Source organism: Streptococcus marimammalium DSM 18627, from assembly GCF_000380045.1.
GTDB classification, from domain to species: Bacteria; Bacillota; Bacilli; order Lactobacillales; family Streptococcaceae; genus Streptococcus; species Streptococcus marimammalium.
Genome location: NZ_KB904357.1, coordinates 1 through 20,813, shown reverse-complemented (window position 1 = coordinate 20,813; position 20,813 = coordinate 1). Strand labels below are relative to the sequence as shown.

Below are 20,813 nucleotides of genomic sequence, written 5' to 3'. Positions count from 1 at the left end.
ATAATTCATTAAATCTCTTTTATATTGATTAACTTGTCGTTAACATTACTCTCTTCCTATTCTGCTAGGTGTAATTTGTGATTTTCAATAGTGTAGATACGATCTGCTAGCTGTCTTAATCGATCATCATGCGTTGCAATAACAATCGTTCTCCCAGATAACTTTTGTTCAAGTAATAACTCACAAACAATAGCTATATTTTCTTTATCTAAATTAGCTGTTGGTTCATCAGCTAAAAGTAAGGCTTTATCACCAATTAAGGCTCTTGCAATAGCTACTCGCTGTTTTTGACCACCTGAAATCTGCTTAACTTTTTTATCTAAGATGTCTTCAATGCCTAAACGTTTAGCTAATTTACTGACTTGTCTTGCTACTTCTGAATCACTTTTTTCTGTTTGATAGAGTGTTGGAAGAATAAGATTTTCATGGACTGTATAATCATTTATTAAGGCAAAATCTTGAGGAATATAACCAATGGTATTTCCACGAAACTTGCTCATGATTTCATCGGTAACCGCTGACAGATTTTGTTCTTGCCAAAGATAGCGTCCGTCTTGAAAAGATTTTAAGCCAGCAATAATATCTAATAGAGTTGTCTTTCCTATACCAGATGCGCCATAAAGTAAAGTGATTTGGCTTGCTTTTGCTTCAAAAGTTATTGCTCGAAAAATAGTTTTATCTTTATAAGATTTTTTTATACCATCTAATTTAAGCATCTAGTTCTCCTTTCACTCGTCGAGAAATCATAACTATTACCCATAAAAACTGTAAAGCAGCAAGGGTTAGCAGATAAACATAGTCCCAGAGAATTAAGCCAAAGTAAAAAATAGTGTGGGCACTAATGATAAAAGTCAATAACGCTAATAAGATTGGACTATATAAGAAGAAAGTAACCGCTCGACTCAAGCGGCTATAGGATAAACCAACAAGTCTAAGCACTTTAATCTCTTCTTCACAAATACGCCAAGTAGAGACCACAAGCCATCTCAATAGTAAAAAAATGATAAGCATGAGAAAGCTTCCGACATACAAACTAAATAACATATTATCCCTGTAATATTGATGGGTTTTGTCATACTGTTCTTGAAAAGGCACAATTTCAACGTCATCTCCTAATTCACGGATAGTGACTTGAAATTGTTCAATCTCTGAAATGGTGATATCTCTAAGAATCAAGTCATTTAAAGATGCAACCAAAAGACCAGGAGAAAATTGTTTTTTCAGTTCATCTTCAGTTAGCAAGACCAACTCCCCACCATCTAGATACTCCATTTTATTAGTATAAACTTTATCTTGTTTGATTAATTCAGAAAACTGTTCAAACAACTTGTTCATCGTAGGTTCCACATCAGTATCCGTTAGATTTGAAAGAGGATAGTAAACGAAATCGAAACTTTTCTTTTGAGCTTCAATCTTCATTACTTGAACCTTGGAAATATTTCTAATGAATTGACTGGTTTCATTCCATATCAAAAGATTCATAAAAAAATAAATCATAAAAACAATCAGAAACACATACCATCGTTTTTTCAACACTAACCAATAAACTGCTGTCATAAGCTTCTCCTTAATAACCAATAAGTCGATAAACCACTCAATAAATACATACTGTATAAACTACAAACAATAGCCATGATTCTGTTTACAGTGAGTAACTCTAAGGGATAACTGATTAAAATAATATAGCAAGGTATTAAGAGAGCAATGAAATGGCATTTTAAGTAGGCATAAAAAATATCTGTCCGTGCCATTCCCAACAAGCGATGCACACGTAAAATTGGTAAACGTGCCTTAATTGCAATTAAGCATAAGCCAACTTGAGCAAAAATCAAAACAGACACAGTTACTAGGTTTAATCGATTTGTCAAAACAAGAGTCATCAAAAATAAAACAATTGTAAAATCAAGTTTGAACAGGATACCATACAAATACCACCATTTTTTAATCATTACTCTCCCTTCCAACACCTATATACTATAAACGATAATAAAACGTAGTTTTAGGTGCATTCCAGTTTAATGAATCCCAAACCAATACATCGTCATAAACGCGTCCGTTATCTCTTCTCCAAGAATCCTTGTAAGCGGTAGCTCTACCTACCAAAGTACCATTACGATAATAAGAAATTGCAGTACTATGACCACGCCTAGTGATCCAAGCTTCTCCATAATATCTTACTTGCCATTGCTCTGTACTTCTAACACCATTTGACCAATTGCCATAAGAATAAGTTGCTGCATAAACAATACTTCCAAATGTTAAACTCATTAGTACAGTTGCCAATATAATTATTTTTTTTAAGCATAAAGATACTCTTTTTTTATTTTGAAAACGTTTTCTATATTATTATACATGTTTTTTTATTAAATTGTCAAACTATTTTGAAAATTTTTAAAATAATATATTCTTTGTATATTACTTGACAGCTATTATTAATAGGCTATTTTTTTACTATAAAATAGTCATAGCAAGTTAAGGTGCGAGAAAATGATACTCTTATTGATTATACAAAAAGCTCTCTCCTATCTAAGGTCTTATGACTCACTATAGATAGGAAAGAGCTTCTTTTGTATTTTTTTTATTTTAAATTAATGTCTAAAATGTCTCACATCAGTAAACAACATGGTCATGCCATACTTATCAGCTGCTGCAATGACTTCTTCATCACGGATAGAGCCGCCTGGTTGGATGATAGCTTTAATGCCTGCTTTGGCAATTTCTTCGACGTTATCAGCAAATGGGAAGAAGGCATCACTCGCTAAAACAGCACCTTCAAGACGGTCTTTTGCTTGTTCGATAGCGATTTTAACTGCTCCTACACGATTGGTTTGACCAGGTCCAACACCTAGAGTCATCTTATCATTTGAAATTAAGATACCATTTGATTTAACGTATTTAATTGCTTTCCAAGCAAATTCAAGAGCCACTTTTTCTTGCTCACTTGGTTGACGTTTAGTCACAACTTTCCATGACGCAGGATCTTCTTTAATCACATCTTGGTTTTGTGACAACATGCCACCAACAATACCAGTGTATTCTTTTTCAATTTCACTATCAGCTTGGGCATCAAATGGTAATTCTAAAACGCGCAAATTTTTCTTAGCTGATAAGATAGCTAGTGCTTCTGGGCTGTAACTTGGCGCAATAATGATTTCAAGGAAAATCTTGCTCATTTTAGCAGCAGTTTTTTCGTCAACTTCTCTATTTAAGACAACAATCCCACCAAAAATAGAAACAGAGTCTGCTTCATAGGCATAATCCCAAGCTTCTTCAATGGTTTCAGCTTGACCAATCCCACATGGGTTCATGTGTTTCAAACCTACCACCGTTGGCTTATCTTTGAAATCACGAATGATACGAGTAGCAGCATCAGCATCTCTAATATTGTTAAATGAGAGTGCTTTTCCATTTAATTGCTTACTTGAAGCAATAGAATAGGCTGTTGGAAGAGCATTTTGATAAAAATCTGCTTCTTGTTGTGGGTTTTCACCATAACGCATGGTTTGGTTCAAGTCATACGTTAAAGTTAATTTTTCAGGTGTTTTTTCACCAACTGCTTTAGTGAAGTAGTCAGCAATAAGAGCATCATAGGCTGCTGTGTGTCTAAAGACTTTAGCTGCCAAACGTTTACGCACATCAAGACTAGTCTCACCAGCTTTAGAGAATTCTTCTAAAACAAGTTCATAATCCTGAGGATCAACAACAACTGTCACACTTGCATGGTTTTTAGCTGCTGAACGAAGCATACTTGGCCCACCAATATCAATGTTTTCCACAGCATCCGCATAGGTCACCTCTGGTTTTAAAATCGTTTCTTTAAAAGGATATAGATTGACAACTACCAAATCAATTAGTGAGATAGCATTGTCTTTAGCCGCTTGTAAGTGGGTATCTAAATCACGTCTTGCAAGAAGACCACCATGAATTTTTGGATGAAGGGTTTTGACACGACCATCCATCATTTCAGGAAAACCAGTCACCTCATCAATGGCAATAGTTGAAACACCTTCTTGGTCTAACATATTTTTAGTGCCACCTGTTGAGATGATTTCCCACCCTAAATCTTTTAAACGTTTAGCAAAAGCAACGATACCTGTTTTATCTGAAACACTGATAAGTGCTCGTTTTGTCATTTTAGTTCTCCTTTTTTAATAAACTGTCTACGACCTGTGGATAAAGTCGGTGTTCACAAGCATGAATTCTCTCTTCAAAACTGGCCATTGTATCAGTCTCAAGACGCTTCACGCGCTCTTGTGTGATAATTTCTCCTGTGTCAATGCCAGAGTCAACCCAATGAATGGTAACACCTGATTCAGTAACACCAGCTTCCCATGCGTCCTTGATACTATGAGCTCCCGGAAATTCTGGTAAGTAAGACGGATGAATATTGATGATTTTCCCTTCATATTTTGAAAGAAGAGTCTCACCGATGATTTTCATATAGCCAGCCAAAACCACTAAGTCAATCTGGTGATTATCTAGTAAGTCAACAATCGCTTGTTCATAGGCTTTTTTAGATGTAAATTCTTTCAACTCAAAAGCGAAAGCCTTGACATTCAATTGGCTTGCCCTATCTAAGACAAAGGCATCCCGATGATCTGAAAAAACAAAGGCCACAGGAAATTTTTCAGCAATGGCTTGAAAATTGGAACCATTACCTGACGCAAAAACGGCTATATTTTTCATTTGATAACCACACTTTGATTTTCTTTTTTAACAATATGGCCAATCTCATAAATAGGTTCATCAATAAGTGACTTAACCTCAGCAACATGTTCTGGCTTCACGGCAAGCACTAAACCAATCCCCATGTTGAAGATTTCAAACATTTCCTCATGTTTAATTTGTCCATATTTTTCAATTGCTTTAAAAATAGGTAAAATAGGAATTTTATCTTCTTCAATCACAGCTGCTAGATCATCTGAAAACATTCTTGGAACGTTTTCAACAAAACCACCACCTGTAATATGAGCAATCCCATTAACTAATTCTTTTTTAACTAAAGGAAGAACACTTTTAACATAGATACGAGTAGGCTCTAATAGGACATCTTTTAAAGCTTTTCCTTCTAGTTCTTCTAGATGCTCATCACCACTGTAATCTTTGAAGACACGGCGAACTAAAGAGTAACCATTGGAATGAACGCCACTTGAGGCAAGACCCAACAAGACATCCCCATCAGAGACCTTACTACCATCAATTAGTTTTGATTTCTCAGCAATGCCAACAGCAAAGCCAGCTAAATCATAGTCATCATCCCCATACATTCCTGGCATTTCAGCCGTCTCCCCGCCAATCAAGGCAGCACCTGCTAAAACACAACCATCAGCTACTCCCGCAATGACTTGTTCTAATTTTTCAGGTTTGTTTTTACCTGTGGCAATATAATCTAAAAAGTAAAGTGGCTCAGCACCTGCTGCAATAATATCGTTAACACACATGGCAACACAGTCTTGACCAATCGTGTCATGTTTATCATATTTTATCGCAAGCATGAGTTTTGTTCCAACGCCATCTGTCCCACTCACAAGAACGGGTTCTTTGACATTTAACTGAGACAAATCAAACAACCCTCCAAAGCCACCTAAGACACCCATCGCTCCTAGACGTTTAGTCTTAGACACATGTTTTTTGATGCGTTCAACCACTTCATAACCAGCTTCAACATCAACACCTGATTTTGCATAAGCATTTTCTGACATGTTTAACCCCTTTTTAATTTTCTCTAAAATCAACTTTTTGATGGAGATTCCTAAGGTACTCTTCTTCATAATCATAAAGCTCTGTTGGATATTTTCCATCAAAATAAGCCACACATAAGCCACCATTAGGAGCATCTGACTCTAGACCAATAGATTCAATCAATCCATCAATGGATAAAAATGACAAGCTATCTGCTCCAATAATCTCACACACTTCCTCAATAGAATGATTAGCTGAAATGAGTTCACGCTTAGTTTGAATATCAATCCCGTAAAAACATGGGTGTTTTAATTCTGGACTGGCAATTGCCACATGTACTTCTGAGGCTCCAGCTTCTCTTAACAAGCTAACAATCCGTCTACTAGTTGTTCCGCGAACAATTGAATCGTCAACCATGACCACGCGTTTACCTTTAACCACACTAGAAACCGCGGATAATTTCATCCTTACCCCTTGTTCTCTCAATTCTTGTGTTGGTTGAATAAAAGTCCTTTGAATGTATTGATTTTTAATCAAGCCCATTTCGTAAGGAAGACCAGATTCTTCAGCATAGCCAGAAGCAGCTGATAGGGAAGAATTTGGGACTCCAACAACGATGTCTACATCAATTTTTGTTTCTTGAGCAAGGCGTTTCCCTAAATTTTTTCGAGCTGTGTGCACATTTATTCCGTGAATAACACTATCTGGACGCGCAAAATAAATGTACTCCATAGAACAAATAGCCATTTGCGTATCAGTTGTGAACTGATCAAAGGATAAACCAGAATCATCAATAATTACGATTTCACCAGGTTTCACATCTCTCACCCACTTGGCACCAATGACTTCAAAAGCACAAGTTTCACTGGAAATCACCCAAGAACCATTAGCAAATTGACCGATAGAAAGAGGTCTAAAGCCATTAGGATCTAAAGCGGCATAAATTTTATCTTCAGTCATCATAAGGTAAGCAAAACCACCTTTTACTTGATTAAGAGCATCCTTAAATTGCTCAATAAAAGTGTCTTTTGAACTACGGCGAATGAGGTGCATGAGAATTTCAGTATCTGAAGAACTAGCAAAAATTGCTCCTTTTTTCTCTAACTCAGCACGAAGAGATTTGGCGTTAGTAAGATTTCCATTATGTGCCAAAGCCATCTGACCATCTGAAAAATTAAATAGAAAAGGTTGAATATTATTAATTGAGGCTGTTCCTGCTGTTGCATATCTCACATGCCCAATAGCGGCTTTTCCTGTTAATTTAGCAAGATTACTTGGTCTTTTAAATACTTCTGAGATGAGCCCTATATTACGATGACGAAGAAGTTTCCCATTATCATTTGAAACAATCCCAGCTCCTTCTTGTCCTCTATGTTGAAGACTATGAAGGCCATAATAAGCAACTTCTGCCGCTTGATCATGTCCCCATATCCCAAAAATACCACACTCTTCATTGAGTGATTTTACTTCATAAGTCATTTTTTCCCCTTAGTTATTTCTAAAATAATTAACTGCACTGGCAAAAAGTTGTTGGTCCTTATGCCCTGGAATATTTTTAAAGTTTCCTTCTTCATAACGTTCTGAGTGACCCATCTTACCAATAATTTGACCATTGCGGCTTGTTATTCCTTCAATTGCATGACTTGAACCATTTGGATTAAAACGTGAATCCATACTTGGTTTACCATCAAAATCAACATATTGGCTGAAAATTTGGCCATGTTTTTGAAGCTCTAAAAACTCTGTTTCAGAAACGACAAATTTCCCTTCTCCATGAGATACTGGAATCACATGAATATCACCAACAGCCACACCACTCAACCAAGGTGAGTTGGTGTTAGCGATTCTTGTTTCAACCATTTTGGCAACATGTTGATTGGCATCATTATAAAATAGTGTTGGACTGTCGGTATGACTCTCTTCAAAATTACCATAAGGAAGCAACCCTGATTTAACAAGAGCTTGGAAACCATTACAGATACCAATGATCAATCCACCCCTTGCTATAAAGGCATCAATAGCCGTTTTAACTTTTTTGTTCAATAAAATATTAACAATGAATTTAGCAGAACCATCTGGCTCATCTGCTGCTGAAAAACCACCAGCAAAGAAAATAATATTAGCCTTTTCAATCATTTCAACCATTTCAGCAATAGATGCTGCAATTAAGTTCTGAGTCAAGGTTCTAAATGGTACTAGAGCCACTTCTGCGCCAACCTGTTCAAAAGCTTTAGCAGAATCGTATTCTGAGTTTGTGCCAGGAAAAACAGGAATATAAACAAGTGGCTTATCAATTTTTTCAGAGAGATTTTTTGTTGGTTGGGCGGAAACAACTGGTACATCTGATAACTTTTCTTTTTGCTCAAAAAGTGTTGGATAAACATCCTCAAGAGTCCCTTCAAACGCACCGATAAGTTCTTGACCAGAGATGGTAACATCATTAATAACTAGAGAAAAATCACTCGATGTTGTCCCTAATTTAAGCACACCAGGAATGTCCTCTTTACTTGTGAAAACAAAGCCACCCAATTGCCCTTGAAGAAGAGTTGAAACCATCTTATCATTCAGTGATAAATGAGCACCAAAACGATTACCAAAACTCATTAAAGCGATTGTTTCACCAAGACCACCATACTTAATAGCTGCACTAGCTGTTATCTGATGTTTTTCCTGAATACGGCTAAATTGTTCAAAATTAGCAAGAATTAGTTTATAATCAATGATTTCTGAAATAGCTTGCCCTTCAATATAATAGATGGTTTCACCGGCATTTTTAAACTCAGGCGATAAGACTTTATCAACTTTTGAAGTGGTCACACCAAATGCCACAAGGGTTGGTGGAACAGTTAATTCTTCAAAAGTACCACTCATTGAGTCCTTCCCACCAATAGAGGGTAGACCTAATTGAATTTGTGCTTCAATAGCACCTAAAAGAGCTGACACAGGTTTTCCAAAACGTTCTGCCTGTTTATCTAAGCGCTCAAAGTATTCTTGATAAGAAAAACGAGCTTTCTGCCATTTTGAACCAGTTGCCACCAAACGACTAGTTGCTTCAATAATAGCATAAGCAGCACCATGATAAGGTGACCACTCCGCAATATAAGGATTATAACCTTGTGCCATTACAGAAACAGTGGTTGTTTTCCCGTTTTGAACAGGTAATTTTTGAACAGAACTTTCTGTTGGCGTCACTTGATAACGACCACCTAACGGGTGGTTGATTGTCGAACGTCCAACCGAACTATCAAAGAGGGTTTGAAGGCCTTTTTGGCTAGTATGATTGAGATTAGAAAGAACAGTGACTAGTTCTTGTTCAATCGTTTGTAGTTTGGTTGTCTTTTGGTACGGAAGAGTTTTCTTACTATCTGTGACATCAACATCAACAACCACACGAACACCATTTGTGTCTAAAAAGGCACGTTCAATATCGACAATCTTTTCACCATTCCAAGTCATCACAAGACGAGCTTCTTTTGTCACCTCGGCAACAACAACTGCTAAGATATCTTCTTTTTCAGAAGCAACAATGAAGGCTTCTGCGTCTTCTTTAGAAACAACAACTGCCATGCGTTCTTGGCTTTCTGAAATGGCGATTTCTGTCCCATTCAGTCCTTGATATTTTAAAGGCACTTTATTTAAATCAATCAAAACACCATCAGCTAATTCACCAATAGCAACACAGACTCCACCAGCACCAAAGTCATTAGATTTTTTAATCAGCTGGCTTACGTCTGAATTTCTAAAAAGACGTTGAATTTTTCTTTCTTCAATGGCGTTACCTTTTTGAACTTCAGCCCCTGCTGTTTCAACTGTTTCAATCGTTTGTACCTTAGAAGATCCTGTAGCGCCACCAATGCCATCTCGACCAGTTTTACCTCCCAGCAAAATAATAACATCGCCAGGTTCTGGTTTTTCACGACGAACATTTTTCTTAGGTGTTGCTCCAACAACCGCACCAAGTTCCATACGCTTAGCAATAAAGCCTGGATGGAAATATTCCCTCACATAAGTTGTTGCTAAACCAATTTGATTCCCATAAGATGAGTAGCCTTGTGCAGCCTTTTTTGAAATTACTTGTTGTGGTAATTTGCCTTGACGGGTATCAATGACATTTTGTGTAATATCACCAGCTCCTGAAATTCTCATCGCTTGGTAAACAAAACTACGCCCTGACAAAGGATCACGAATAGCACCACCAATACAGGTTGCGGCTCCCCCAAACGGCTCAATTTCAGTAGGATGATTATGAGTTTCATTTTTAAACATTAACAGCCATGTTTCATCTTTGCCATCAACATCAACAGAAATTTCCACCGAACAAGCATTAATTTCATCAGAGATTTCCATATCATCCAAACGACCATTCGCACGCTCATAACGTCCAAAAATAGTTGCCATATCCATTAATGTCTGAGGTTTAGCTTCCCGACCGAGTTCTTTTCTCATAGCCAAGTACTTATCATAAGTTGCTTGGAGTTGCTTTTCAAATTGAGAACGACTAAAATTAATCGTTTTTAACTCAGTTTCAAAGGTAGTATGACGACAATGATCAGACCAATAAGTGTCTAAAACTTTTAATTCGGTTTCTGTGGGAACTCTTTCTAGTGTTTTAAAATAATTTTGAATCAATAATAAATCAGCTACTTCCATAGCTAAATTCTGTTCTTTTTTAAACTCAACAAACTGATCTTTTGAATAGTCATTAAAGAAATCAAGTTTAGCAATACAATCATTTGCTTTTTCAAACGCTTCAACCATTACTGGTTTTGTAATATCTTTAAAACGTGAATCTACTGGGTTCAACAGATAAGTCTTGATTTTTTCTAACTCATCTAAAGCAACATCATCATTCAACAAGTAAAGTTGAGCTGTTTTGACAGTGACATTGTTTGTTGCCCCTAAAAGAAACAGAGCTTCTTGAGCACTGGCTGCACGCTGATCAAACTGACCAGGCAAAGCTTCAATAGCAAAAAATTGATAGTGACTGAGAAAATCAGAAACTTCATTTTCTGTCATCAAATCATCAGTCACCTGCTCTGAAAAAATATGTTTTTCTGCTCTTTCAGATAAGTCCAAAGATAAATGAAAAACATCATAAACTTGTAAAAGACGTAATTCTTTTAAGGTTTTAACCTGCAAATTATGTCTCAATTCTGCAAGCAAAGATTTCTCTTTCACTCTAAAATTAGCTTTCTTCTCAACAAAAATACGTTTATTCATACTTGCCCCTTATTTATTTTTAGACAGTTGTTCTAAAACAACAGTGTAAACATCTATAATTGAACCAATATTACGACGGAAGACATCCTTATCCATATGGTTTCCTTCTTTATCCCATAAACGACTGGTATCGGGTGAAATTTCATCAGAAAGGATGATGTTACCATCACTATCACGTCCAAATTCCAATTTGTAATCAATGAGAGTTAAACCAATTTCTGTAAAAATATCTGTTAGAACTCGATTAATTTTCCTTGTTTCTTCCTTTAAAAATGCTATTTCTTCAGCAGTTGCAATCTTCAAAAACAAGACATGTTCATCATTGATAAAAGGATCATCTAGCTCATCATTTTTATAATAAAATTCAATAATTGGAGTTTCAAATTTGATACCCTCCTCAAGCCCAAAACGCTTAGAAAATGACCCTGCTGAGTAATTACGAAGAACAACCTCAAGTGGAATAATACTCACTTTTTTATTGAGCTGGTCTGTTTCAGAGAGTTGTTTAATGAAGTGTGTCTGTATGCCTTTTTGATTTAAACGCTCAAAAATAAGCGAAGATATCTGATTATTGAGCCTTCCTTTGCCTTCTACAATTTCTTTTCGTTGACCATTTAAAGCTGTTGCCTGGTCCTTATAGCTGGCAATAATCTCATCTGGATGACTTGTTTCATAGATGTCTTTCGCTTTTCCTGAATAAATTAACTGTTTTTTCATTATATTGTTCGCCTTTTAAGTTTTTATAGCTTAATAGTAGCATAAATAAAGAGATTTAACAACAAAAAATGAACAATAAAAAAGATATTCGAAAAATTCGAACACCTAATTTGTTTTTTTATATAAATAGTCAACCATTTGCCCCATGGTTCTGACATCCTCAACATCTTCATCGAGAATTTCAAGGTTAAATTCATCTTCTATATTGATGATAAACTCAGTCAAAGTGATAGAGTCAGCTCCTAAATCATCTTTAAAATTAGTATCCATAGTCACTTTGATATCAACTTCTCCAAGTTGTTCTGCAATCAATTTTTGTATTTTAACTAGAATGTCTTCTTTAGTCATTTGATTCACTCTCCTTTGAAAATTCATTGGTTAATCGATCCATAAGACCACTCTCTAACATGAGACTAATTTGCTTAATAGCATTATAAATCGCTTTAGCATCGCTTGAGCCGTGACATTTAACAACTGGTGCTTTAAGACCAAATAAAACAGCGCCACCTGCAGATGAATAGTCAAGGCTTTCTTTTAATTGAGAGAGGTTCCCTTTTAAGAGTAAAGCTCCCAACTTTGTTAAAAAGCCACCATTTTGGATTGTTTTTTTCAACTGTCCTATGATAGAAATGGCTGTCCCTTCAATTGATTTTAATACAGCATTACCTGTAAACCCATCAGCAATAACCACATCACAAATGCCTGCTAGAAGATCACGTGCCTCAACATTTCCAATAAAATTAAGTGAAGCATCATTAGAAAGACGCTCAAAAGTTTCTTTTCTTAACGCATCTCCTTTTGTCTCTTCTGTACCATTATTTAATAAACCAACACGTGGAGAAGTAATTCCTCGAACATTCTTAGCATAAAAAGAACCAAGAATTGCAAACTGATGTAAGTGTCTAGCTGTATTTTCAGCATTAGCTCCCAAATCCAACATATCAAAACCTTTACCATCCATGGTTGGGATGGTTGACATTAACCCAGGACGATCAATATTTTTAATACGACCAACAATAAATAATCCTGATGCTAATAAGGCTCCTGTATTTCCAGCTGATAAGACCGCATCTGCTCTTCCTTCTTTAACAGCTTGAGTTGCTAGTACCATTGAGGCTTGCTTTTTCTTTCTAATAGCCTTTACAGGCTCATCTTCAGAATCAATTTTTTCAATGGTATGACTAATCGTAACTCTATTAGTATCTATTAGATAAGGAGTGATTTTTTCTCTATTTCCATAGAGTTGAATTTCAATATCTGAAAAATCATTTAATGCTTGATTAACACCTTCAATAATTGCTTTGGGAGCATTATCTCCGCCCATAGCATCAATTGCAATTTTTTTCATTTGAAACTCCTTTTTAAAAATATTGACTTATCTATTATAGCACTATTCACTTTTTTTATCATCTCATGAAATAGCTATCATTTTTAATCCTGTTTCATGATATTGCCCCATTTCTCCAAATCATCAATAAAGGCTTTACTTTTTAATTTTAAACCAACATAATCAGCATAAAGCTCATCTATAAACAGTCTTAGCTCTTTCTTTAATGAGTCATTAATAGAAATAGTTTTCAATTCATCAAACTGAATCGTTTGAAATCGATTAATTAAATAAGGGATATTGGGATTTAAATGGCTACGATGATTATCTTTATCAAAATGGTCTGGACAAAGAAGTCCTGAAAAACGATGAGAAAAATCAAAAGGTAAATCCTTACGATGACAAAAAAGACAATCATTAAAATTCAGTGACACACCAAAATGGTCTAGTAATTGAATCTCAAAAATATTTGTTAAAATTTCATAGTCTAAACCCTTATTGATAAGTTTTAAAGTCTTACTTAAAAAAACAAACAAAGAAGGATCTGGTATTGCATCTAAAATAACACTATCAGCTAAGGCAATAATATAACTCGCATAAGCTAGTTTATATATATCAGCATTAATTTGCTTAAACAATTCAACTTCTTTATAATCTTCAATATAACATAAACCAGTCTCATTAATTTTTAAAATAAAATTAGCCATTATTAATGGTTGAATAACTGAAGCCACTTTTGATTTTCTAGCACGTTTGACAAAGAACATTCTTTTACCATCAGTTTCCGTAAAAATTTTAACTAATTTATCATCTTCACGAAAATCCCTATTATAAAGAACAAGTCCTTTAGTTTCCTTAATCTCCATATTCTTTCATAAATTCTTTCAATCGTCTCAATGCCTCTTTAAGGGTGTCCATACTAGCAGCATAAGAAATTCTGATATAGCCTTCACCGTATTTTCCAAAAGCAACACCTGGAATTAAAGCAACAGCTTGTTGTTCAGCAAATTCTTTCAAAAAACCGAAGGAGTCAGAAGCTCCTGCTCCTGGTATTTTTGCAAAAATATAAAAAGCACCATTTGGTTTAATCACTTCAAAACCAAGCTCATTGAGTTTTTCAATAATATAATCACGACGCTCAACATATGCTTTTTTCATTGGCTCTGCATCATTTTTTCCAACTGTTAAAGCTTCAATAGCCGCATATTGAGCACTCGTTGTTGCAGCAGTCACCAAATATTGATGACTTTTAATAAGTTGACTGGTTAATTCTTTTTTCGCAAAAATAAAACCAATACGCCATCCTGTCATGGCATGTGATTTAGATAAGCCATTGATTAGAATTGTTTGTTCTGGTAAATATTCAGCAATAGAAACATGAGGTTCTTTTGTATAAGTCAATTCAGAATACACTTCATCACTAATGACAAACACATTATATTTTTTTAGAACAGCCGCAAGTCCTTTGATTTGTTCACGAGAATAAGTCACACCTGTAGGATTAGTAGGATAATTCAAAAGAACAGCTTTTAGTTTTTCTCCTTGTTCTAAAATGGCTTTTTCAAGCATCTCTGGTGTCAAAATAAATTGATTAGCGGTTGTGTCAATTTCGACAATATCTGCACCAACCAATTTGACAAGAGGCTCATAACCAGGATAAGCTGGAGCTGGCAGTAAAACAGTATCTCCTGGCTCTAAAATAGCAGTTAGACTTGCTGAAAGGGCTTCCGTTGCCCCAACAGTAACTAACACTTCATTTTCAGGATGATAATTTAGATGATATTTTTCTTTCACAAAATCACTAGCAGCTTGTCTTAATTCTAGTAAACCAGACATACCAGTGTAATAGCTTTTATCATTATCAATCGCTTTTTTAGCAGCCACTTTAATATGATTAGGTGTTGTAAAGTCAGGTTCACCAAGTGTCAATCTTAAAATACCTGGAATTGATGAAATGGTTTGATCAAACTGACGAATTAAAGATATTTCTATTTTGTCCAAATTTTTATTAAATCTTTTACTTAAATCCATAATGCCCTCCAACTTATTTTTTATTCTTATTATACACTAAATAATCACTAAAAAACACCTCTAAAGTGAGGTGTTAGTTGTTTTAAATTTTAAAGATAAAAATACTTTATTTACCAACTTCAAACAATGGAGATAAGGGACGTTTTTCATGAATACGTATAATAGCTTCAGCAATCAATTGGGCAATCGAAATTTGCTCAATTTTATCAATAAGTCGTTCCTCAGGAAGATAAATAGTATCAAGAACAATCATTTTCTTAATGGCTGATTTTTGAATATTATCAAGGGCTGCTCCAGAAAGAATGGGATGAGTTCCACTAGCATAAACCGCTGTTGCGCCAGCTTCAGAAAGAGCATCTGCTGCATGACAAATAGTTCCCGCAGTGTCAATCATATCATCTATTAAAATACATGTCTTATTTTTAACATCGCCAATAATGTTCATCACTTCACTCGTATTCATCTTATCAACACTTCTTCGTTTATCAATGATAGCGATTGGTGTTTTTAAAAATTGTGCTAATTTACGTGCTCTAGTCACTCCACCGTGATCAGGGCTAACAACAACATAGTCATCTCCTATCATTTCACGACGTTGGAAATAATCAGCAATAAGTGGTGCTCCCATCAAGTGATCTACAGGGATATCAAAAAATCCTTGAATTTGTGCAGCATGTAAGTCTACTGTAAGAAGACGATCTACCCCCGCCACTTCGAGCATATTAGCAACTAATTTAGATGTAATTGGTTCACGAGATCTTGCTTTTCGATCTTGTCTAGCATAACCATAGTAAGGCATAACAACATTAACAGTCTCAGCACTGGCACGCTTTAAAGCATCTACCATAATTAATAGTTCCATCAAATGATTATTAACAGGTGAACTGGTGGATTGTAAAACAAAGACATGATGACCCCTAATAGATTCTTCTATATTGACTTGAATTTCACCATCTGAAAATTGTCTAACTGTTGATTTTCCTAAAGAAATACCCATTGTTTTAGCAATTTTTTTTGCAAGTTGTTGGTTAGACGATAGTGCAAATAACTTTAAATTAGAATAAGACATGATTTCCTCCCAAAATTTTCTCCCTTATCATTTTAACCCTTTTCAGTTTTTTTTTCAATCTTTAATAAAATAGATACAATAATAAAAAAACAGAAAATTAATATTTTTCTGTTTTTGGTTAATCATTAATATGGATAAATGTAATAAACTGCTTGAGTCGTTGGATTAAACCATCCACGGTAATTACCAATTGATTGATTCCCAGCATAGTTTGCTTCCATAACTTGGATATTAGTTGAGCTTTGAACCCCTGTTACATAAACAACATGGCCATAACCACCACCATCATATGGGAAGACTGCAACTGAACCAACTATTGGCTCAGAACCAATTGAAAATCCTGCAGCTCGTGCACTTGCACCCCATTGATTTGCGTTACCCCAATAATTACCTACCCAAGGTGCTAATGATTTTACACCCCAAGTACACTGACCAACCGGATAAGTGTTTCCAGAATAGTTAACAGATGGTGTAGTTGTTCGAACCGGAGTAGCAGTTGTCACTGGATTATTTGCTGGTTGAGCTGGTGTAGCTACTTGCGTTGGTTGAGCTACTTGTGCTGGTTGAGCTGGTTGAGCTGGTGTGATAGTTGATACTACTTGTTGAGCTGTTTGAACAGAAGCCTCTTGTTGTCTTATAGCTTCTTGAGCAGCAGCTCTTGCAGCTGCTTCTTGGGCAGCAGCTTGTGCCGCTTTTTCTTCTGCAGCTGATTTTGCAACAAGTAAATTATTTTTTTCATCTTGAGCTGTTGCCAACTCTACAGCTAAGTTTAATTGAGCAACTTCTAATTCTGCTTTTTGTGTGTTTAAAGCGTTAGCATTTTCAGCTAAAGTTGCTTGGTTTTCTGCCACAGTATTGATAGCTTCTTGATTTTTAATTTGTTTTTCTTCAATAGCTTTTTTATCCGTTTTTTGTTGTTTCAACATTCTTTCGTTTGCAGAAACAACTTCACGAATAGCAACAATTCGGCTAATAGCATCTGAAAATGAATCGGAATCAACTAATGTACTGATATAAGAAGTTGCAATGCTATTTTTTTGTGCACTTCTAGCCTGATTTTCTAAAGATTTACTTCTTGCAACAATTTTACTAGAAAGCAATTCAATATCTTTTGCTAATTGTCTAGACTCAGCCTCAAGTTTTTTATTTTGTTCAGCTAATTTTTCTTGTTCTGCTTGAAGAGAATCTACTTGTTTTTGAACAGCTGTTACTTTTGCTTGAGCTTGAGCTTGTTCTGTTGTTAAATGATTAATGATATTTTCTTGATTGGCAATTTTACTATCATAATCTGTTGCAGAAACAACTTGTAGGTTTGATACGAGGTTCAATGTTAACCCACTAATTAATACTGCAGATAAAATTCTTTTTTTCATTTAGTACATACTCCTTTTCGATAAGACATTACTATAATACCAAAAAAAAATCTAGTTTATATTACGTGATTGTTACATTTTAAAGCATTTTTGAAACATATTATATTAAATGTAATCTATTTACAAAAAAATCTGAAAAAAAGTAGAAAAGAAGATTAATCATCAATGAAGGTAACAAGTGATAAACAACAAAAACATCAAACGAATAAGAGGTCATATGGTAAAATAATGCAAGAAAATAGCTACCAATATTAAAAATAAAAACTAGAATAAAAAAGCTAAGCACTCTAGCTATTTTACTATAATTCATTAAAGGTAACCATTTGTATCCCAGGAATATTAAAAGAGGAAAAAGAAAGGTTGAAATACCTATTCCATGAAAATACAAACTATCATACAAAAATGACAAAATAAGAAAAATAAAATACACTAAATATTTTGAATAAGTTAAAATAAAAAATAACAGCATCATTAAGAAAAAATGACTGGAAATAACAAATTGATAAGATAATAAAGTTGAAAGAAAATAGGTTAAATGCCTATCTAAAAAAAGACTGATAAATAAAAATAAAAAAGGTAGAATTCGTTTGAACTTCTTCATATTATTCTCCAATTAGACTAACATAGGAAAGATTTGAAAAGTCAACCGTTGGAACAACATAAATTTTGATATTCAAAGGCTCTTTGTCATCAATCATTTTTACTTTCCCAACAGAAATACCTGAAACTGATTGACCATCTAAACCACTTGTAAAAACCTCATCACCACTTGTGATTGCCATTTTCGTATTCAATTGTGAAATGATCAAAAGATCATTTTTTTCATCGTAATCTGTTAAAACTCCAAAAACATCTTCTTTTTCAGTTTTAATCTTAACAGGAATACCATCTGTATTTGATAAATTAGTAATTAAGGTAACATCTGTAGTAGTTGAATGAATTTTCTCAACTTTTCCAGCCAAACCTCCATTTGAAATAAGGAGCATATGATTTAAAACGCCATCATATTCACCAATATCAATAGTAACATAATTAAGCCAAGCAACTGGAGAGCGTAGTATAACTTTACCAGTAAGAATATTTAAACCCTCAAATGATTCCTTAATATCAAGTGCAAAGCGCAGTTCTTTATTTTCTTCAAGTAAAATTTGATATTCTCTATCTTTAGTTTCAAATTTTGATAATTGTTCCCTGAGATAATCATTTTCTTTATAAGTATTAAATAACTCATTAACACCGGAAAAAGACTGACTAACATAAAAAATAGGAATATCAATTATTTCCCTAACAGTATTAACACCTGAATCAATAAATAAAAATACTTCATTTCTAAAATATTTATTTTTTGAAATAAAAAAAATTAAAGAATAGAACATTAAAAAAAGAGCAATGAAAATAATAACGAATTTAGACCATTTAAATTTTTTCATGAAATCATACCCTTTATAATAAAATAAAACGAGACATCATAGTAATGATAATCTCGTTTAACTACGGAGAATGGGGGATTCGAACCCCCGCGCCAGTTACCCGACCTAACGATTTAGCAAACCGTCCTCTTCAGCCTCTTGAGTAATTCTCCAAATATAATGGGCACGAGTGGACTCGAACCACCGACCTCACGCTTATCAGGCGTGCGCTCTAACCACCTGAGCTACGCGCCCAAGCCAATTTACTGCTTGGTTTACACTAAGGTAAAGCGGGTGACGAGAATCGAACTCGCGACAACAGCTTGGAAGGCTGTAGTTTTACCACTAAACTACACCCGCTAATGGTATGGCGCGAGACGGAATCGAACCGCCGACACATGGAGCTTCAATCCATTGCTCTACCAACTGAGCTACCGAGCCGTTTTTTATATTGCGGGAGCAGGATTTGAACCTACGACCTTCGGGTTATGAGCCCGACGAGCTACCGAACTGCTCCATCCCGCGTTAACAATATATAAGGAGGATGTGGGATTCGAACCCACGCACGCTTTTACACGCCTGACGGTTTTCAAGACCGTTCCCTTCAGCCGGACTTGGGTAATCCTCCAAAAATTATAAAATAGTCCGTACGGGATTCGAACCCGTGTTACCGCCGTGAAAAGGCGGTGTCTTAACCCCTTGACCAACGGACCATAATTTTATAATGGGCACGAGTGGACTCGAACCACCGACCTCACGCTTATCAGGCGTGCGCTCTAACCACCTGAGCTACGCGCCCAAGCCAATTTACTGCTTGGTTTACACTAAGGTAAAGCGGGTGACGAGAATCGAACTCGCGACAACAGCTTGGAAGGCTGTAGTTTTACCACTAAACTACACCCGCTAATGGTATGGCGCGAGACGGAATCGAACCGCCGACACATGGAGCTTCAATCCATTGCTCTACCAACTGAGCTACGGAGCCGTTTTTTATATTGCGGGAGCAGGATTTGAACCTACGACCTTCGGGTTATGAGCCCGACGAGCTACCGAACTGCTCCATCCCGCGTTAACAATATATAAGGAGGATGTGGGATTCGAACCCACGCACGCTTTTACACGCCTGACGGTTTTCAAGACCGTTCCCTTCAGCCGGACTTGGGTAATCCTCCAAAAATTATAAAATAGTCCGTACGGGATTCGAACCCGTGTTACCGCCGTGAAAAGGCGGTGTCTTAACCCCTTGACCAACGGACCATAATTTATAAATGGGCACGAGTGGACTCGAACCACCGACCTCACGCTTATCAGGCGTGCGCTCTAACCACCTGAGCTACGCGCCCAAGCCAATTTACTGCTTGGTTTACACTAAGGTAAAGCGGGTGACGAGAATCGAACTCGCGACAACAGCTTGGAAGGCTGTAGTTTTACCACTAAACTACACCCGCTAATGGTATGGCGCGAGACGGAATCGAACCGCCGACACATGGAGCTTCAATCCATTGCTCTACCAACTGAGCTACCGAGCCGTTTTTTATATTGCGGGAGCAGGATTTGAACCTACGACCTTCGGGTTATGAGCCCGACGAGCTACCGAACTGCTCCATCCCGCGTTAACAATATATAAGGAGGATGTGGGATTCGAACCCACGCACGCTTTTACACGCCTGACGGTTTTCAAGACCGTTCCCTTCAGCCGGACTTGGGTAATCCTCCAGTCAAATGGACCTTGTAGGACTCGAACCTACGACCGCTCGGTTATGAGCCGAGAGCTCTAACCAGCTGAGCTAAAGGTCCAAAGTCTTTAAATTATAGCGGCGAAGGGGATCGAACCCCCGACCTCCCGGGTATGAACCGGACGCTCTAGCCAGCTGAGCTACACCGCCATCCATCGGGAAGACAGGATTCGAACCTGCGACACCTTGGTCCCAAACCAAGTACTCTACCAAGCTGAGCTACTTCCCGAAAAAAATGCACCCTAGAGG

General features: G+C 36.1%; 18 protein-coding genes and 21 tRNA genes. All 39 read right to left on the bottom strand.

Annotated features, from left to right (window positions below):
* Nucleotides 1-56 precede the first annotated feature (56 nt).
* The 39 genes from A3I1_RS0104655 to A3I1_RS0104465 all read right to left on the bottom strand — a co-directional run bounded on the left by A3I1_RS0104655 (nucleotide 57) and on the right by A3I1_RS0104465 (nucleotide 20,793).
* The gene (locus tag A3I1_RS0104655; protein WP_018370128.1) at nucleotides 57-716 is read right to left on the bottom strand and encodes an ABC transporter ATP-binding protein; all 660 of its coding nucleotides are present in this window, start codon (nucleotides 714-716) and stop codon (nucleotides 57-59) included.
* Complete coding sequence (locus A3I1_RS0104650; RefSeq protein WP_018370127.1) at nucleotides 709-1,557, bottom strand: hypothetical protein; 849 nt, start codon at nucleotides 1,555-1,557, stop codon at nucleotides 709-711. Before A3I1_RS0104650 ends, A3I1_RS0104655 begins: the two co-directional genes overlap by 8 nt.
* A complete protein-coding gene (locus A3I1_RS0104645) occupies nucleotides 1,554-1,949 on the bottom strand; it encodes a hypothetical protein (protein ID WP_018370126.1) in 396 nt (131 codons plus the stop codon). Before A3I1_RS0104645 ends, A3I1_RS0104650 begins: the two co-directional genes overlap by 4 nt.
* 25 nt (nucleotides 1,950-1,974) lie before the next feature.
* Nucleotides 1,975-2,268 (bottom strand): hypothetical protein, encoded by a 294-nt coding sequence (locus tag A3I1_RS0104640; protein WP_083899795.1) that lies wholly within the window; start codon nucleotides 2,266-2,268, stop codon nucleotides 1,975-1,977.
* Nucleotides 2,269-2,588: 320 nt separating this feature from the next.
* Nucleotides 2,589-4,133 (bottom strand): bifunctional phosphoribosylaminoimidazolecarboxamide formyltransferase/IMP cyclohydrolase, encoded by a 1,545-nt coding sequence (purH, locus tag A3I1_RS0104635; RefSeq protein ID WP_018370124.1) that lies wholly within the window; start codon nucleotides 4,131-4,133, stop codon nucleotides 2,589-2,591.
* 1 nt (nucleotide 4,134) lies between these two features.
* Nucleotides 4,135-4,686, bottom strand: a complete 552-nt coding sequence (gene purN, locus A3I1_RS0104630; RefSeq protein WP_018370123.1) for a phosphoribosylglycinamide formyltransferase — start codon at nucleotides 4,684-4,686, stop codon at nucleotides 4,135-4,137.
* Nucleotides 4,683-5,702: a phosphoribosylformylglycinamidine cyclo-ligase gene (gene purM, locus A3I1_RS0104625; protein ID WP_026216760.1), complete on the bottom strand. Its 1,020-nt coding sequence runs from the start codon at nucleotides 5,700-5,702 to the stop codon at nucleotides 4,683-4,685. The genes purN and purM overlap by 4 nt, the downstream gene beginning before the upstream one ends.
* 13 nt (nucleotides 5,703-5,715) lie before the next feature.
* Nucleotides 5,716-7,161 (bottom strand): amidophosphoribosyltransferase, encoded by a 1,446-nt coding sequence (gene purF, locus A3I1_RS0104620; RefSeq protein WP_018370121.1) that lies wholly within the window; start codon nucleotides 7,159-7,161, stop codon nucleotides 5,716-5,718.
* Between the two features lie 9 nt (nucleotides 7,162-7,170).
* The gene (locus tag A3I1_RS0104615; RefSeq protein WP_018370120.1) at nucleotides 7,171-10,902 is read right to left on the bottom strand and encodes a phosphoribosylformylglycinamidine synthase; all 3,732 of its coding nucleotides are present in this window, start codon (nucleotides 10,900-10,902) and stop codon (nucleotides 7,171-7,173) included.
* A 9-nt stretch (nucleotides 10,903-10,911) separates the two neighbouring features.
* Entirely contained in the window at nucleotides 10,912-11,619 is a 708-nt protein-coding gene (gene purC, locus A3I1_RS0104610; protein WP_018370119.1) for a phosphoribosylaminoimidazolesuccinocarboxamide synthase, read from the bottom strand.
* A gap of 105 nt (nucleotides 11,620-11,724) precedes the next feature.
* Nucleotides 11,725-11,967, bottom strand: coding sequence for an acyl carrier protein (locus A3I1_RS0104605; protein ID WP_018370118.1), 243 nt, complete (start codon nucleotides 11,965-11,967; stop codon nucleotides 11,725-11,727).
* Nucleotides 11,960-12,967 (bottom strand): phosphate acyltransferase PlsX, encoded by a 1,008-nt coding sequence (gene plsX / locus A3I1_RS0104600; RefSeq protein WP_018370117.1) that lies wholly within the window; start codon nucleotides 12,965-12,967, stop codon nucleotides 11,960-11,962. Before plsX ends, A3I1_RS0104605 begins: the two co-directional genes overlap by 8 nt.
* 83 nt (nucleotides 12,968-13,050) lie before the next feature.
* Nucleotides 13,051-13,812 carry a DNA repair protein RecO gene (recO, locus tag A3I1_RS0104595; RefSeq protein ID WP_018370116.1) on the bottom strand — a complete coding sequence of 254 codons (762 nt, stop codon included), beginning with the start codon at nucleotides 13,810-13,812 and terminating at the stop codon, nucleotides 13,051-13,053.
* Nucleotides 13,802-14,977 carry a pyridoxal phosphate-dependent aminotransferase gene (locus A3I1_RS0104590; protein WP_018370115.1) on the bottom strand — a complete coding sequence of 392 codons (1,176 nt, stop codon included), beginning with the start codon at nucleotides 14,975-14,977 and terminating at the stop codon, nucleotides 13,802-13,804. Before A3I1_RS0104590 ends, recO begins: the two co-directional genes overlap by 11 nt.
* A 106-nt stretch (nucleotides 14,978-15,083) precedes the next feature.
* Nucleotides 15,084-16,046, bottom strand: coding sequence for a ribose-phosphate diphosphokinase (locus A3I1_RS0104585; RefSeq protein ID WP_018370114.1), 963 nt, complete (start codon nucleotides 16,044-16,046; stop codon nucleotides 15,084-15,086).
* 125 nt (nucleotides 16,047-16,171) lie between these two features.
* A complete protein-coding gene (pcsB, locus tag A3I1_RS0104580) occupies nucleotides 16,172-17,419 on the bottom strand; it encodes a peptidoglycan hydrolase PcsB (RefSeq protein WP_018370113.1) in 1,248 nt (415 codons plus the stop codon).
* Nucleotides 17,420-17,519: 100 nt separating this feature from the next.
* A complete protein-coding gene (gene mreD, locus A3I1_RS08685) occupies nucleotides 17,520-18,020 on the bottom strand; it encodes a rod shape-determining protein MreD (RefSeq protein ID WP_018370112.1) in 501 nt (166 codons plus the stop codon).
* A gap of 1 nt (nucleotide 18,021) precedes the next feature.
* Nucleotides 18,022-18,849, bottom strand: coding sequence for a rod shape-determining protein MreC (gene mreC / locus A3I1_RS0104570; protein WP_018370111.1), 828 nt, complete (start codon nucleotides 18,847-18,849; stop codon nucleotides 18,022-18,024).
* A 64-nt stretch (nucleotides 18,850-18,913) separates the two neighbouring features.
* A tRNA-Ser gene (locus tag A3I1_RS0104565) sits at nucleotides 18,914-19,001 on the bottom strand.
* Between the two features lie 8 nt (nucleotides 19,002-19,009).
* Nucleotides 19,010-19,083, bottom strand: a tRNA-Ile gene (locus tag A3I1_RS0104560).
* A 34-nt stretch (nucleotides 19,084-19,117) separates the two neighbouring features.
* A tRNA-Gly gene (locus tag A3I1_RS0104555) sits at nucleotides 19,118-19,188 on the bottom strand.
* Between the two features lie 8 nt (nucleotides 19,189-19,196).
* Nucleotides 19,197-19,269, bottom strand: a tRNA-Phe gene (locus tag A3I1_RS0104550).
* 10 nt (nucleotides 19,270-19,279) lie between these two features.
* Nucleotides 19,280-19,353: transfer RNA gene (locus tag A3I1_RS0104545), tRNA-Met, on the bottom strand.
* Nucleotides 19,354-19,366: 13 nt separating this feature from the next.
* Nucleotides 19,367-19,456: transfer RNA gene (locus A3I1_RS0104540), tRNA-Ser, on the bottom strand.
* Nucleotides 19,457-19,469: 13 nt separating this feature from the next.
* Nucleotides 19,470-19,541, bottom strand: a tRNA-Glu gene (locus tag A3I1_RS0104535).
* A gap of 12 nt (nucleotides 19,542-19,553) precedes the next feature.
* Nucleotides 19,554-19,627 (bottom strand) — tRNA-Ile (locus A3I1_RS0104530).
* Nucleotides 19,628-19,661: 34 nt separating this feature from the next.
* Nucleotides 19,662-19,732 (bottom strand) — tRNA-Gly (locus tag A3I1_RS0104525).
* 8 nt (nucleotides 19,733-19,740) lie between these two features.
* Nucleotides 19,741-19,813, bottom strand: a tRNA-Phe gene (locus tag A3I1_RS0104520).
* 10 nt (nucleotides 19,814-19,823) lie between these two features.
* A tRNA-Met gene (locus A3I1_RS0104515) sits at nucleotides 19,824-19,897 on the bottom strand.
* Nucleotides 19,898-19,910: 13 nt separating this feature from the next.
* A tRNA-Ser gene (locus A3I1_RS0104510) sits at nucleotides 19,911-20,000 on the bottom strand.
* 13 nt (nucleotides 20,001-20,013) lie between these two features.
* A tRNA-Glu gene (locus tag A3I1_RS0104505) sits at nucleotides 20,014-20,085 on the bottom strand.
* Nucleotides 20,086-20,097: 12 nt separating this feature from the next.
* Nucleotides 20,098-20,171 (bottom strand) — tRNA-Ile (locus tag A3I1_RS0104500).
* 34 nt (nucleotides 20,172-20,205) lie between these two features.
* Nucleotides 20,206-20,276: transfer RNA gene (locus A3I1_RS0104495), tRNA-Gly, on the bottom strand.
* Nucleotides 20,277-20,284: 8 nt separating this feature from the next.
* Nucleotides 20,285-20,357: transfer RNA gene (locus A3I1_RS0104490), tRNA-Phe, on the bottom strand.
* Between the two features lie 10 nt (nucleotides 20,358-20,367).
* Nucleotides 20,368-20,441, bottom strand: a tRNA-Met gene (locus tag A3I1_RS0104485).
* A gap of 13 nt (nucleotides 20,442-20,454) precedes the next feature.
* Nucleotides 20,455-20,544, bottom strand: a tRNA-Ser gene (locus tag A3I1_RS0104480).
* A gap of 7 nt (nucleotides 20,545-20,551) precedes the next feature.
* Nucleotides 20,552-20,625 (bottom strand) — tRNA-Ile (locus tag A3I1_RS0104475).
* A gap of 15 nt (nucleotides 20,626-20,640) precedes the next feature.
* Nucleotides 20,641-20,714, bottom strand: a tRNA-Met gene (locus tag A3I1_RS0104470).
* 5 nt (nucleotides 20,715-20,719) lie between these two features.
* A tRNA-Pro gene (locus tag A3I1_RS0104465) sits at nucleotides 20,720-20,793 on the bottom strand.
* Nucleotides 20,794-20,813 lie beyond the last annotated feature (20 nt).